At 43.9% G+C, this 13,864-nt stretch carries 11 protein-coding genes and 1 pseudogene; 5 read left to right on the top strand and 7 right to left on the bottom strand.

Annotated features, from left to right (window positions below; all coding sequences use genetic code 11):
• Positions 1-21: 21 nt before the first annotated feature.
• The 5 genes from DW251_RS14000 to DW251_RS13980 all read right to left on the bottom strand — a co-directional run bounded on the left by DW251_RS14000 (position 22) and on the right by DW251_RS13980 (position 5,682).
• The gene (locus tag DW251_RS14000) at positions 22-969 is read right to left on the bottom strand and encodes an ABC transporter permease (protein WP_021869884.1); all 948 of its coding nucleotides are present in this window, start codon (positions 967-969) and stop codon (positions 22-24) included.
• 24 nt (positions 970-993) lie between these two features.
• Positions 994-1,944, bottom strand: a complete 951-nt coding sequence (locus DW251_RS13995; RefSeq protein ID WP_021869883.1) for an ABC transporter permease — start codon at positions 1,942-1,944, stop codon at positions 994-996.
• Complete coding sequence (locus tag DW251_RS13990) at positions 1,941-3,470, bottom strand: sugar ABC transporter ATP-binding protein (protein WP_021869882.1); 1,530 nt, start codon at positions 3,468-3,470, stop codon at positions 1,941-1,943. Before DW251_RS13990 ends, DW251_RS13995 begins: the two co-directional genes overlap by 4 nt.
• Before the next feature lie 117 nt (positions 3,471-3,587).
• Positions 3,588-4,700 (bottom strand): ABC transporter substrate-binding protein, encoded by a 1,113-nt coding sequence (locus DW251_RS13985; protein WP_021869881.1) that lies wholly within the window; start codon positions 4,698-4,700, stop codon positions 3,588-3,590.
• An 82-nt stretch (positions 4,701-4,782) separates the two neighbouring features.
• Complete coding sequence (locus DW251_RS13980) at positions 4,783-5,682, bottom strand: amidohydrolase family protein (RefSeq protein WP_021869880.1); 900 nt, start codon at positions 5,680-5,682, stop codon at positions 4,783-4,785.
• 208 nt (positions 5,683-5,890) lie between these two features.
• Here DW251_RS13980 and DW251_RS13975 point away from each other — a divergent pair, with 208 nt between their 5' ends.
• The 5 genes and pseudogenes from DW251_RS13975 to DW251_RS13960 all read left to right on the top strand — a co-directional run bounded on the left by DW251_RS13975 (position 5,891) and on the right by DW251_RS13960 (position 10,954).
• Complete coding sequence (locus DW251_RS13975) at positions 5,891-6,559, top strand: cyclase family protein (RefSeq protein WP_021869879.1); 669 nt, start codon at positions 5,891-5,893, stop codon at positions 6,557-6,559.
• Positions 6,560-6,583: 24 nt separating this feature from the next.
• Positions 6,584-7,582, top strand: coding sequence for an ABC transporter substrate-binding protein (locus DW251_RS13970; RefSeq protein ID WP_118301514.1), 999 nt, complete (start codon positions 6,584-6,586; stop codon positions 7,580-7,582).
• 32 nt (positions 7,583-7,614) lie between these two features.
• Positions 7,615-8,991: pseudogene (locus DW251_RS13965) on the top strand (histidine kinase); the annotation flags it as partial.
• On the top strand, positions 8,983-9,420 hold the full coding sequence (locus DW251_RS18395; protein ID WP_243034975.1) for an ATP-binding protein: 438 nt from the start codon (positions 8,983-8,985) through the stop codon (positions 9,418-9,420). The pseudogene DW251_RS13965 and the gene DW251_RS18395, both read left to right, overlap by 9 nt.
• Complete coding sequence (locus DW251_RS13960) at positions 9,398-10,954, top strand: response regulator (RefSeq protein ID WP_118301513.1); 1,557 nt, start codon at positions 9,398-9,400, stop codon at positions 10,952-10,954. The genes DW251_RS18395 and DW251_RS13960 overlap by 23 nt, the downstream gene beginning before the upstream one ends.
• Positions 10,955-11,015: 61 nt before the next feature.
• Here DW251_RS13960 and DW251_RS13955 read toward each other — a convergent pair whose 3' ends face one another.
• Complete coding sequence (locus DW251_RS13955; RefSeq protein ID WP_118301512.1) at positions 11,016-12,533, bottom strand: AMP-binding protein; 1,518 nt, start codon at positions 12,531-12,533, stop codon at positions 11,016-11,018.
• A gap of 12 nt (positions 12,534-12,545) precedes the next feature.
• The gene (locus tag DW251_RS13950) at positions 12,546-13,820 is read right to left on the bottom strand and encodes a CoA transferase (protein ID WP_021869874.1); all 1,275 of its coding nucleotides are present in this window, start codon (positions 13,818-13,820) and stop codon (positions 12,546-12,548) included.
• Positions 13,821-13,864 lie beyond the last annotated feature (44 nt).

Raw genomic sequence — 13,864 nt, 5'->3', positions numbered from 1 at the left:
AATCCCACATCTAACCATTCATCATTTCTTCTTTTCCCTGCTATACACCAGAACCAAAAGGATAATGATAATGCCCTGTACAACCTGACGGCCTGCATCTGGGATGCTTACAATGGTTAAGAAATCATCCAGGATAGTCATGATAACAGCACCTGCAATGGTTCCCAGGTAGCCGCCTTTTCCACCTGTAATGGCTGTTCCACCGATGACAACTGCTGCAATGGTCTTTGTATTATAGCTGGTTCCTACATCCAGGAAGCTGGTTCCTGTATATCCAACCAGAAGGAAGCCTGATACAGCTGCGATCACCGCAGAGATCAGATAAACAGAGAAAGTAACACGGCCTGTGTTGATACCGGAGAAGCGGGATGCTTCTTCATTGATACCTACAGAATACAGCTTTCTGCCGTAAGGAGTCTTATGTAACAGTACAATGGCGATCACTGCAAGAACTGCCCAGATCAGAACAATACCGGATACGATACCATACATACTCTGTCCGCAGATGGAACGGAGCAATGGTGCTGCATTTCCCTTTGGTGCACCCTTTGTATAGATCAGGAAAATACCCTGTATCACAGTTCCAACACCCAGTGTCATAATAAATGGCGGGATCTTTAACCAGTAAACACCAGTTCCATTGATCAGGCCTACTACGATGCCCATTACGATCACAGCTAAAAGAGCCGGAAGCATGGAACTGTCACGTCCCATCATGATCTGGGCTGCGATCACATTTGCAAAGGTAATGGTATTTGCAATAGACAGGTCAATACCTCCTGTAAGGATCGTAAGGTTCTGTCCGATTGCTGCGATCCCCATAAAGGACGCAAGTCTTAAAATACCTGCCATATGGGTGGGATTCAAATATCCCGGAGATAATATCTGAGCCAGTACCAGAAGAAGGATCAGGATCAGGTAAACTACGATCTGACTGTTTTCTAAATATTTACTGCACAGTTTCTTCACGATTAAACACCTTCCTTTCTTCTGTTAATGTTTCTTATGCATTGCACTTAAGGACAGTGCCAGGATCAGGATCAGACCCTGACATACAAACTGGTAGAATGACGATACACCAAAAAGGTTTAGCATATTATTGATAATGGAAATAATAAATACGCCTGCTATGGTTCCCAGAGGATCACCTACTGCACCGGTCATGGCAGTTCCGCCTACTACAGTTGCTGTAATAGCATTCATTGCGTAGTTCTTTCCGATCGTCGCGTCTGCAGAGTTCATCTGGGCACTGAGGAAGATACCGGCAGCTGCACAGAGAAGACCTGCCAGACAGTAAGCAATGAATTTTACCTTTTTTACCTTTACACCTGTGGAATAAGCAGCATTTTCACTGCCGCCAATAGCTCTTAAAGCTTTTCCATATGGAGTCTGGTTTGTTAAGGTTCTCACAAGGATCAGGATCACCAGGAATAAGATCAGCGGAACCGCTCCCTTTAAACCTCTTGTAAGAAATTTAGAAAATGCCTTATGTACAGAACCGCCCGGCTTTGGCATAAGAAGCAATGCGCAGCCATCAAAAATTGCTGTTGTTGCAATGGTTACGATAATAGGAGCCAGATTTCCTCTTGTTACCAGCACTCCGTTTAAAGCACCGCAAACCAATCCCAGGACTACTGCTGCGATCAGCGGTAAAATAAATCCAACAGGAGATTCTGTATTCATAGTCATAACACAGACTACATTGGCCAGTGCCACGATACCGCCTAATGACAGGTCAATACCACCTGTTAAAATGATCAGTGTCTGTCCTAATGCTACCATCAAAAGAGGAAAAGAAGTCCTGAGCAGGTTTTTAAAGTTTCCTATAGTGAAAAAGTCACGGCTGAACACACTTACAAGGAGCATAAGTGCGACCAGGAATACATATATGATCACCACATGTCCATGTTTGTTCCAGAAGTTTTTATTTAGCTTGTTCTTCATCCTTCTGTCTCCTCCTTTGTCCGTTCCTTCTTCATGCCCATGCCAAACTGCATGATCAGCTCTTCTGACAGCTCTTCTTTCTGTAATGTACCGGAGATCCTGCCTTCATACATAACAATAACACGGCTGCTCATTCCGATCACTTCCATCATGTCGCTGGAATTCATGATCACGGCTACTCCCTGTGCTGCCAGTTCATGCATGATCTGGTAAAACTCACGCTTTGCCTCTACATCAATACCTCTGGTAGGTTCATCAAACAGGATCACCTTAGGCTCTGTTGCAAGTTCCTTTCCAAGTACTATTTTCTGCTGGTTTCCACCGGAAAGGCTGGAAACCGGAAGCTCCAAGCCACCTAATTTAATAGAAAGGCGTTTTACCATATCTTCCGCAAAACTGGTTTCTGCTTTCTGATCGATAAATGGTCCATTCATTCTTTTTTTCATACTGGAAACAGCCAGATTGTGACGGTTGGAAAGCTCCAGCATAAGTCCCTGTCTCTTACGGTCTGCAGGAACTAAGGCTACGCCGCACTGGATGGCCTGGCTTGCGCTTTTGATCTTTTCGGTCTTTCCATTGACTATGATCTCTCCCTTAGTCAGCGGATAAAGTCCGCTGATGGCATTTAAAAGCTCCGTCTGACCATGTCCCTGAAGACCTGCAATTCCAAGAACTTCTCCTTTAAATACCTGGAAACTTACATCTTTTAATTTTCCATCGTTATCTGTAAGGTTCTTTGCCTCAAATACTACTTTGCTGTAATCCGGCTCACAGACTGGCGGCGGGAAAATATTAGTAAGAGAACGGCCTACCATCATTTTGATCAGCTCATCCTCGTTCATTTCCTTCATATCCCTGGTTCCCACATAATGACCGTCTTTAAATACGGTAATTCGGTCACCCAGTTCAAACAGCTCTTCCAGACGGTGGGAAATGAAAATAATGGTCTTACCGTTATCTAGGAGGTTGTGGATGATCTGATACAGCTGGACAACTTCTTTCTTTGCCAGCGCAGATGTGGGTTCATCTAAGATGATCAGTTCCGGATCTCTTACCAGGATCTTTAAAATCTCTACCATCTGCTGTTTTGCAACAGGAAGTGTGCTGACTAAAGCGTCCGGATCTACATGGATCCCATACTTATCCATTGCTTTTTCGATCTCTTCATGGATCTTCTTTTTGTCTATCATTCCCAGGGCATTTACCGGCTCCTGGTTCAGATATACGTTTTCAGCAACTGTCATCTCTCCTACAAGTGTCAGTTCCTGGAATACCATCGCAATTCCCATTTTCTGGGAGTGCTCCGGGCTTTTAATAGTAACCTTTTTGCCATGGAAATAAATCTCACCCTCATCTGCCTGGTGGATGCCAGCCAGAATCTTTAATATGGTACTCTTTCCGGCACCATTTTCACCTGCAAGAATGTGTACTTCACCTTTATTACAGGAAAATTCTACCCGGTCCAGAGCGGTGATCCCAGCAAAACGCTTTGTAATATTTGTCATTCTCAGTATCTCTTCTGCCACGATAGACCTCCTCCTCAACATATCCATATGCTCCCAAGATTCCGGGAGGACATATTCTTTAAAGGGCTGCTGCAAGTTTCTTTGCGGCAGCCCCTTGTTTATTTCTTTTATTCCGGATTACTTGTAAAGTTTCTGAAGTGCTTCATCATCCAGCTCTGTTAATACCCAGAAGCTGTCTGGCATATCCGGGCGGTAGTAATCCTCCAGGTTATCCTCAGTAACTGTTTCAATATCCATAACTACGTTCTTTGGAACATCTTCACCATCTAAAGCCTTAATTACAGTACGAAGAGCTTCTGCACTGGTGTAAGTTGGGTTAGAAGGAGCGATGCAGCTTAAGCCGTTATCGCGATTTTCATACCATGCCTTTAATGCACCATTGTTGCCTTCACTGGTCATAGGAACCAGATCACGTCCTGCTGCGATGAAAGCATCAATTGCTCCCTGTGTCATAGCACCGCCCTGTGACCATACACCATCAATCTCAGGATAAGCGGAAAGCATGGACTCAACAGCTGCCTTGCCCTGTGCATAGTCCCAGGATGCATTTGCAGAACCTAAAACTTCAATATCCGGATAGTTCTTAAATACTTCTTCAGCACCGCCCCAACGTAAGGAGTCTGTTGCTGCACCGGCAATACCATTTAATACAATGATCTTGCCCTTGCCATCCAGTTTTTCAGCCAGCCACTCAGCACCAATGCGTCCAAATTCTGTTTCATCAATACCAACAGTTGCTACCTGCTCGTCTGTATCAACTACGTTATCAAAAGATACAACCTTAATACCAGCTTCTGTTGCTTCTTCTACAACAGGTGCCAGAGCAGTTGGAGATGCTGCAGTAATTACAATAGCATCTACCTTCTTTGTGATCAGATCCTGCATATCACTGATCTGCTTGTTAATATCTTCATTAGAGTTGGTGATATAATATTCACTTACAACGCCTTCTGATTTTAATTTTTCTGCTTCAGATACAAATTCCTGCTCCATCTGGGCACGCCATGAGTTTCCGATAGAATAGTTGCAAAGCGCTACTACATATCCTTTACCATCTCCCTTTGCTTCTTCTTTTTTGCTTTCTTCAGAAGATGCAGCCGCAGCTGCTGTAGTTGCCTCTGCTGAGCTTCCTGCTGCTGTAGTTGATGTGGAAGATCCTCCTGAGCTGCAAGCCGCCAGACTCATTGCCATCATTGCTGCTAACCCCATTGCTACTACTTTTTTTCTCATACTGTTACCTCTCCTTTGATGTGATTAATGATTTTATCTCATTCTGCTGCCTGCAGAACCATATCAATCTTAAAAACAGCTTTTAAAAAAACAACCTTCTGGCATTTTCTGCCATGATCTTTTCCTTGGCTGATTCCGGAATATTCTTGCACTCCTCTGTTACCAGACGGATCAGCTGATTTAAAGTTCCTTTCTTTAACATTCCCGGATAATCAGAAGCCCACATCATCTTATCAGCGCCTACCTTCCGGTAACATTCTTCGATAATGTTCACAGATGTTTTCCATGGATACTCTTCCTCATAATAGTCCGGAACTGTAGATGTATCAATATAAACATTTTCATATTCTTTTACGATCTGAAGGACTTTTTCATAATTTCTCTTTGGCATCCCTGCCCTGAAGCAGATATCTGCTCCCATATGGCATATTACAAATGTAATATGGGGATAGGTCTTTGCCAGCAGTTCCAGATCCACAATATCTTCCCTGCGGAACATATGGATGAACATGGGCTGATGATATTGTTCACAACAGTCCCATACAGGTGCAAGTTTTGGATCTGCAAGCCTTGTTCCCGGTGCGCACTGAAACGTACTGTCTACTTCGATCTTCATACCAAAAAGGATGCCTTCGTCATAGATCTGAGCCAGTTCCTCTGCTGCCGCCTTACCTTTCATAATATCCACCAGAGCTACGCCCCTTAAGCGGTCCGGATACTTTTTTACACTTTCTTTAAAATAATAATTGTGATAGCCATAAAATGGATTTGGCATAAGCAGCGCTTTTTCAATTCCGCACCAGTCCATATAGGCGATCAGCGCTTCTGCCGTACTGCAGCTGCGTTCAAAGGAAGGGGGAAGAAACTGAATCTCCCTGTTACCGATCGTAACCTTTCCCTGGCTGGTAGATGACATTGGCTGTCCCTGTGTGATACCAGCTACCTTTTCATAAATGTGAGCATGTATGTCGATGACTTTCATAACATTGACCTTTCTTTTCACATCTCTTGTGTTTTTGTACATTTTTTCGTGTTTTCTGATCTGTTCTTAGTATAGCCTGTACATATTTTTCTGTATATGTGATTTCATTTGAAAATATTTTGATTTCATTTGATTTTATTGACGCTCTTATAAAATCATGTTTTAATGTTTACAGATTAAAATACGTGAATAAGCAGGAGGTATTTTTATGTTTAAAATTCTTTCATATCCTATTAAAGACGGAGATCCTACCTGGCCGGGAAACCCAACCTGTTCTCTGGAACCTCATACTTCCATTGCAAAAGGAGATACCGCAAATACGGCTACTATCCATCTTTTTAATCACTACGGTACTCATCTGGACGGCCCTATGCACTTTAATCCAAATGGTATTTCTCTGGACAAAGTTCCCGTGGAACGTTTCTTCTATCAGAAACCTCTTGTGATCGACGTTCCTAAAAAAGCCGGTGAAAAGATCCTGATCGAAGATCTGATGCCTTACAAGGACCAGATCGCACAGGCAGATTTTCTCTTTTTACGCACCGGTTTCTGGAAGAAACGCAAAAGCGATCCTTCTGTTTATGAAAATAACGGACCGGCCGTTGGAAGCGCTGCAGCAACCTATTTACGTGAAAATTTCCCAAATCTGAAAGCCATTGGCCTGGATTTTGTTTCCCTTGCTTCTTACAGTGACGGAAAAGACGGCGATCTGGCCCATCAGATCATGCTTGGCATGTACCAGCCCGGCTACATCTGCATTGTAGAAGATATCAACATGGAAGAACTGCCGGAAGGCTTTTTAAAACAGGCTGCAGCTGTCCCGCTGATCATTGTAGGGATCGACAGCTGTCCTGTCACCATGTGGGCCGAGTTTTAGGGAATAACTCTGGGAGGTTTATTTATGACTTTTCTAAAAAAGAACTGGTGTCTGATGATCATTGCCGTTCTTTTGTTCCTGTTAGTCTACACTATTTACACCAGCTCCATTCCGCTGCCTGATGTGGTGAATCACGTTGACGATCACATAACAGTAGGATTTTCACAGATTGAAACAGATAATCCCTGGCGGACTACCCAGATCAACAGTTTTCGTGAAGCCTTTGGCCCCAGTAATATTGACTTTATCTACCATGAGCCGGAAGAATACACCGCAAAATGGCAGCAGGAAGACATTACAGAACTGATCCGTGAAAAAGTAGACTATCTGGTAATCGTTCCCGCAGATCTGGATGCCCTTGTTCCTGCCCTTGAAAGTGCAAAAGAAGCAGGAATACCTGTTATCCTTATTGAACAATCTGCTGATACTATTGACCGGGATCTGTATATGTCCCGGATCTCAGCGGATTATCTGCGGGAAGGAGCGATCTGCGCCCAGCTGCTAGCTGAAAAATATGCCGGCCGCTCCTGCAACATTGTAGAGATCTACGGTACGGAAAGCTCTCCCTCTGCCAAAGCCCGCTCCAAAGGCTTTCACCAGGCTTTGAAAAACTATCCGCAGCTGCATATCATTGACACAGAATACGGAAATTTTGACCGTGTAACAGCCCAGAAAGCCATGGAAAATGCCCTGGTAAAAACCAGTGACTCCCACAAAAGCGTCCAGGCAGTTTTCGCTCACAGCGACGAAGACGGCCTTGGTGCCCTTCAGGCAATCAAAACAGCCGGTCTGTCTCCCAATGACATTTCTATTGTATCCATCAACGGGATCCAGGATGTGTGCAAGGCGATCATTGCAGGGGAATATTTAGGAACGGTGGAAAGCAATCCAAAATGGGGATTTATTGTAGAAACCCTGATCAATCAGCGGGAACGGGGATACACTCCATTTCCTACGGTGATCATCCCTTACAATATTATTACAGAAGCAAATGCCGTCAGCTATTTTCCTACTGCTTATTAACGGCATATTAAAAGAAAGGCGTTTTCATTATTATGAATGATTTCCACATCAAACTCTCTTTCAGAAAAAAGCTCCTGCTTTCCTTCATTGTCCTTTCCTTTATCCCGGTGCTTCTGATCGGTATCACTACTTACAGGCTCTACAACCGTTTTATTACTGACATGACGGAAAAATCCTCTGTAGAGACCATTGATCTGATCTGTAATGACATTGACAGTCTGCTAAATGATACCTGGCAGCTATGTGATGCGCTGACCCGTGATATTAAGATACAGGAAAATCTGCGTGTGAAATTTAACTCCGTATCCAGCCAGTATTCCCTGGATCTTTCCGGAAGCATGGATATGGCTTCCCTTTCCACCTACCGCAAAGACATTTTCGGAGTATATGTTTTAGGTGAAAATGGCGGCCGCTATAAATCCAACTATTACTCTTTCAAACCGGATGATCCCAGAGACTCCAAATGGTACCAGAAGATTAAAAATTCCCCTGAATCCATCTGGTTTTCCCCGCATGAAGGCAGTTTTATTGTGCGCAGCTCCATTGAAGACCGTTTTATCTCTGTGGGACTTCCTTCTTCTGACAAGGCTACCGGACGGATCAACGGCGTGATCTGTGCGGATATAAAAGAAGATGACCTGACAAAAAAGATACAGGACAGTTTAAACAGCGGTGCTGTCTATCTTTTAGATGCTCAGGGAAATATACTTTTCCAATCTGGAAATAATTCCCATTTTCCAGTTTCCGTATCTGATGAACTAACCGGTCAGATCCTTCAGGCTGCCAAAGACGCAGATACCCGTTCTGTGGTCATACCCAACAGGGAATATCTGGTAGTAGGCCGCACATTAAATCGTTCCGGCTGGTGTATTGCAGGTGTGATCAGCCGCAGATATCTGGCACAAAGTACCAAAGAGCTGACCACGATCCTTTTGCTGGTCCTTTTGATCATTGCATTTTCCGCCCTGTATATTTCCCTGCGTATCTCCCAGTCTGTATACCGCCCCATTCAGACTCTCTGTACTATGATGGAGGCGGTAGAAGCCGGGGATTTTTCCGTTCGTTATTCGGAACCTCCCGCAGATGAACTTGGACGGCTGGGTAACAATTTTAACCACATGTTAAATAAGATCCAGGAACTGATCAGCCAGATCTATGAAGAACAGAAAAAACTGCGAAATTCGGAATTTAAGGCATTACAGGCACAGATACAGCCTCATTTTCTCTACAATTCCCTGGACTCTGTAATCTGATTTCTGCGTATGGGGAAAAATAAAGACGCAGAGAAAATGTTAACGGAGCTGTCCACATTATTTAAGATCTCCCTGAGTAAAGGACGGGAGATCATCACCATCGAAGATGAATTAAAGCATATTGGAAGTTACCTTTTTATCTCCAATATGATCTACAGCAAAAAATTCACTTATTCCATTGAATGTGACCCGTCCCTGTATCAGTACCAGACCCCCAAACTGTTACTGCAGCCTCTGGCAGAAAACGCCATTTTACATGCCGTTCCCCTTCCAGATGAAAAGGTCCATATTCATGTGAGCATCCGTGAAAATGGAGACTGCCTGCTTCTTTCTGTACAGGATATCAGTAAGGGCATGTCCCCTGAAACGCTGGAAATACTGCGAAAGCAAATAAACGCTCCCCGTCAGCCGGACAAGCAGGACTCCGGATACGGACTTTACAATGTAAATGAAAGGATCCGCATTTTCTATGGCCCCGATTTCGGTCTGAACATTGATTCCGATCCTGACATAGGCACCGAAATTACACTGAAAATACCAAAACTTGAGAGAGGTGAACCTTATGTTCCAAGCAATCCTGTGTGATGACAATGAAATTATACTGGAAGGACTTTCCAGTCAGATCAAATGGAAGGACTTAGGTATTGAACTGACAGCTACTGCTGCCGATGGAAATGAAGCCTGGGAACTGATCCAGAAAAACCCGCCGGACCTTCTGATCACCGATATCCGTATGCCTTATATGGATGGTCTGGAACTTTCCAAAAAGGCCCGGGAACTAAATCCCAACATAGTGATCCTGATCATCAGCGCTTACGATGATTTCCAGTATGCCCGCACTGCCATGCACCTGCAGGCATTTGACTACATTTTAAAGCCTATTGATGTAGACCAGTTCTGCCGTGTCCTTGAAAATGCAGTTCTTCACTGCAGCCAGCTTCATTATGACAAACGTCTCATGATCACAGAATACCTGCGAAGCATTGTCACGCAGGATGCTTCTGACCTTCCTGCACCAAGTCCTGACCTGGATCTGGATCCCGGCTCCTACTGCTGTGCTTTACATATTACCATGGACGAAGAAAGCCTGAAAAGACGTTCTAACGACATCCGCTATGAAGAAGAACAGAAATTTTCAGCCTTCAGTACATCATTATGCCAGCCTGGATGTTACCTTTTAGATTCCAGGCACAACAGCTACACTCTGGCACTGTTATCCGGTTCCAAGCTGGAGCTGATCACTTTGAGGAAAATACTCATTGATTCTGTCCGGAAGATCTTTCCTTACGACGGTCAGAACTGTGATGTGATCATTGCCTCCGGAAACCTGTGCCACAATCTTAACCGTTTAAACGAAAGTATGAAAAGCGTGGCAGAAGCATTAAAGCTGCATTTTATCAAAGGCACCAACTCTGATATTTTCTATGAGGAAGTAGTTTCCTATATTGGAAAAGAGGCTGATCCTTCTCCCAAGCTTCCCCTTTCCGGCACCACCCTGATCTCCCTGATCAAAAAACAGGATAAAAAGGGACTGGAACGGGAACTTTTACAGCTGAAAGAAAACCTTCGTCAGTGCGGCAGGGAAAGCTACCTGTATATGACCTTTTCCATCAGCCGTCTGTATACAGACCTTGCAAGTGAACTTGGCTCATCGGGAATTGAACTTCAGGATGTATTTGATAATCCTATGGAAGAATTTAAAAAAGTAGCTTCCAGCACCACCTTAGAGGAAAGTATTGAAAACCTGAAACAGAATCTTTTTAAGATTGTTGACAGTTTAAATGCAAGAAAAAGCAAATACGGCAAGCAGGTGGAACAGGCTATCGACCATATTAAACATCATTATTCCGAGTCTACTCTTTCCATTGAAGATGTAGCCCGGACCGTATGCTTAAGCACTTCCTATTTCAGCACCATCTTTAAAAATGAAACCGGGATCACTTTCACAGATTACCTGATCAAGATCCGCATGGAACGGGCGAAAAACCTGTTGGAAAACACACACATGAAAATGTACGAGATCTCCTCTATGACCGGTTATGAAAATGCCGCTTATTTTAGCGCTGCTTTTAAAAGGTATTTTGGGAAATCACCGTCGGATGTGCAAAATCACCGATGATAGAACAGACATTAAAAAGTGCTGCGACTATGAAAACCGCAGCACTTTTATTATGCACACATTACATTTCTATCTTCTTAAGCACTTCTGCCTTACAAACCTTTCCTGTGGTATTTTTCGGCAGTTCTTCCCAGATATATACTTTCTTTGGTATTTTATAACCGGCGATCTTACCTCTGCAAAAGGTTCGGATCTCTTCCGGTGTCAGTTTGCTGCCCGGTCTTAATACTACAACTGCCTGGACAGATTCACCCCAGTAGTCATCCGGAACTCCAAGAACACAAACTTCCGCAATGTCTTCTCTCATCCGCAGAACATTTTCTACTTCCAGCGGGAAAATATTTTCACCGCCGGATATGATCATATCGCTCTTGCGTCCGCTGATATAAAGATAACCGTTCTCATCCAGATAGCCCATATCACGGGTATGATACCAGCCATCTACCATAACTTCCTTTGTCTCATCCGGCATTTTATAATAATCTTTCATCATGCCAGGACCTGTCACTACAATTTCGCCGGTTTCTCCGGGAGCACATTCAGAACCATCATCTGCGATGATCTTTACTTTATGGTCTTCAATGGGACGTCCTACAGAATTCAGGTATCGCATATTGTCCTTAATATGCTCTTCTTCTGTAAGCATAGTGACAATAGAACCCATTTCTGTCATGCCATAGGACTGCTGGAAGCCGCAGTTAAAATGCTTTAACGCACGTTTGATCAGCTCCGGCGGCATGGGACAGGTGGAATAACTGATGGTATGGATACTGCTCAGGTCATAGCGGTCAAAATCCGGCTGGTTAAGCAAAGCAGTCAGTACAGTAGGAATAGCGCTTAACCTGGTAACATGATGCTTTTCAATGCTCTTTAAATATTCCTGTGGTGAAAACTTCGGGAACAGCACAATGGTTCCGCCGCAGGCAAAAATGGAATAAGGACCAATACTTGCTGAATGGAATAACTGGCTCATCAGTTGGAACACCGTATCTTTGTCAAAGCCAAGGGAATGTACACAGGTAGTCAGTTCCCGCATATACTGTCCCTTTGTATACCGAACAGTCTTTGGCATACCGGTAGTACCGCTTGTATGCAGATGCATTAAAACATCTTCATCCTCACGCTCAATAAACTGTTCTAAAGGCTCTACACCTTCAAGAACCTCTTTGATACAGTCCATATCCACACACTGACACATTTCCTTCGTCAGCTCTCCCATTTCCTTTCGAATACTCTCATCTTTGGAACGGAAAAAGGTCAATTTTACTTCGTTAAACTGCAGAAGGTGGTGCAGCTCCGGAGCAGCAAGGCGCCAGTTGATATTTACTGGCACCCCGCCTGCCATAATGATACCCAGAACAGTCTCAATATAGTCTACATGGTTCTGGGAGATCACTGCCACTTTATCCTGAGGTTTTATCTCTTTTTCCAATACAAAACCGGCAATTCTTTTTGCATTGTCAAAGATCTGGCCATATGTCCTTGTATCTTCTCCCATGATAATGGCGGTCTTTTCCGGATACTGCTCTTTTCCTGTTTTAAATATATCGATCAAGGAATGAAACTGCCCTTCCATCATTTATCCCCTTCTTTACATTTCCTCATCCAGATGTTTAAACTGGGTGGTATCGATCTGAACAGCTGCCTTCTTTTCTTCCATGGCCTTGATCTGTTCATCTGTATAACCGATCTCTTTTAAAACCTCTTCTGTGTGCTCGCCTAACATAGGGCCCCGCTTCCAGGTCGGGATACCCATACGGTCACTTCGCATAGCCGGGCGCACCAGAATGGATTTTCCGCCATTTGGACAGGTTACTTCATGGATATATTCATTTTCCCATGCCTGCTCACTGTGCTCCATATCTTTGTAATGAGCCAGCTTATCATTTACAATATCTGCCTCTGTAAGCAGCTTGCACCACTCATCTGCAGTCTTGGTTGCATAGATCTCTTCAAAACGTTTCATCAGATATTTACGCACTTCCGGATCTCTCTGACGCAGGGAGGTGTTATATCTTGGGTCTGTTCCCAGCTCCGGAACACCTAATACATTACACAGCACCGGCCACTGCTCTTCGATCTTTAAAATAGTAGTCATGACCCACTGGTTGTCCTTTGTCCTGAAAGGAGCGCCTGTAGGTGCGCTTACCTCTCTGGTCTTTGGATACTGGTATCCATAACGTTCTTCTGTTGCAACTGACATAATATGGAAGCACCAGAGTGCAGTTCCGTAAAGAGAAGAGCTTACACGGTCGCCCTTTCCTGTCTGGGTGCGCTTATAAAGAGCGGCTGTAATGGCATAGCACAGACCCATTGCAGTTACGATATCACCAGGACCAGCAGAACTGTATACAGGATAACTTCCAGGTCCTTCTACCATCATATCTGCGTTAAAACCACTGCTTGCCCAGAATGCAACGGTATCAAATCCAGGATTATCTTTCTTCGGTCCCTTTTCACCAAAACCGGAAATATTCGCCTCGATCAGTCTCGGATATTTATCCTTTAAGGAGTCGTAATCCAGTCCCAGTTTCTTTAATGCTTTTACACGGGTATTGGTCAGGAATACATCTGCCTCAGCTAAAAGGCGATGCATGGCTTCCATGCCCTCCGGTGTCTTTAAATTTAATACAATGCCTCTTTTTCCGGCATTCAGGTTATCAAATAAGGGGTTCTCATCCATAGTGCATGGTACAAGAAATGTTTTTGGGAAATTACGGAACATATCTCCGCTTTCAGCTTCTACTTTAATAACTGTAGCACCCCAGTCTGCTAACATTCTTCCACAGGAGCCTGCTGCCACCATTGTAGAAAGTTCCAGTACTTTAACCCCTTCCAAAGGTCTGTAATTTGTCTCGTCTGCCATTATTATTTTTAGTCCCTTCTGTATTTATTGCCTTCTCTTCTATC

This window comes from Clostridium sp. AM22-11AC (genome assembly GCF_003473545.1).
In the GTDB taxonomy this organism is placed as follows: Bacteria; Bacillota; Clostridia; order Lachnospirales; family Lachnospiraceae; genus Enterocloster.
Note: the sequence above shows the minus strand (reverse complement) of the source record. Positions and strands in the feature narration are given on the sequence as shown.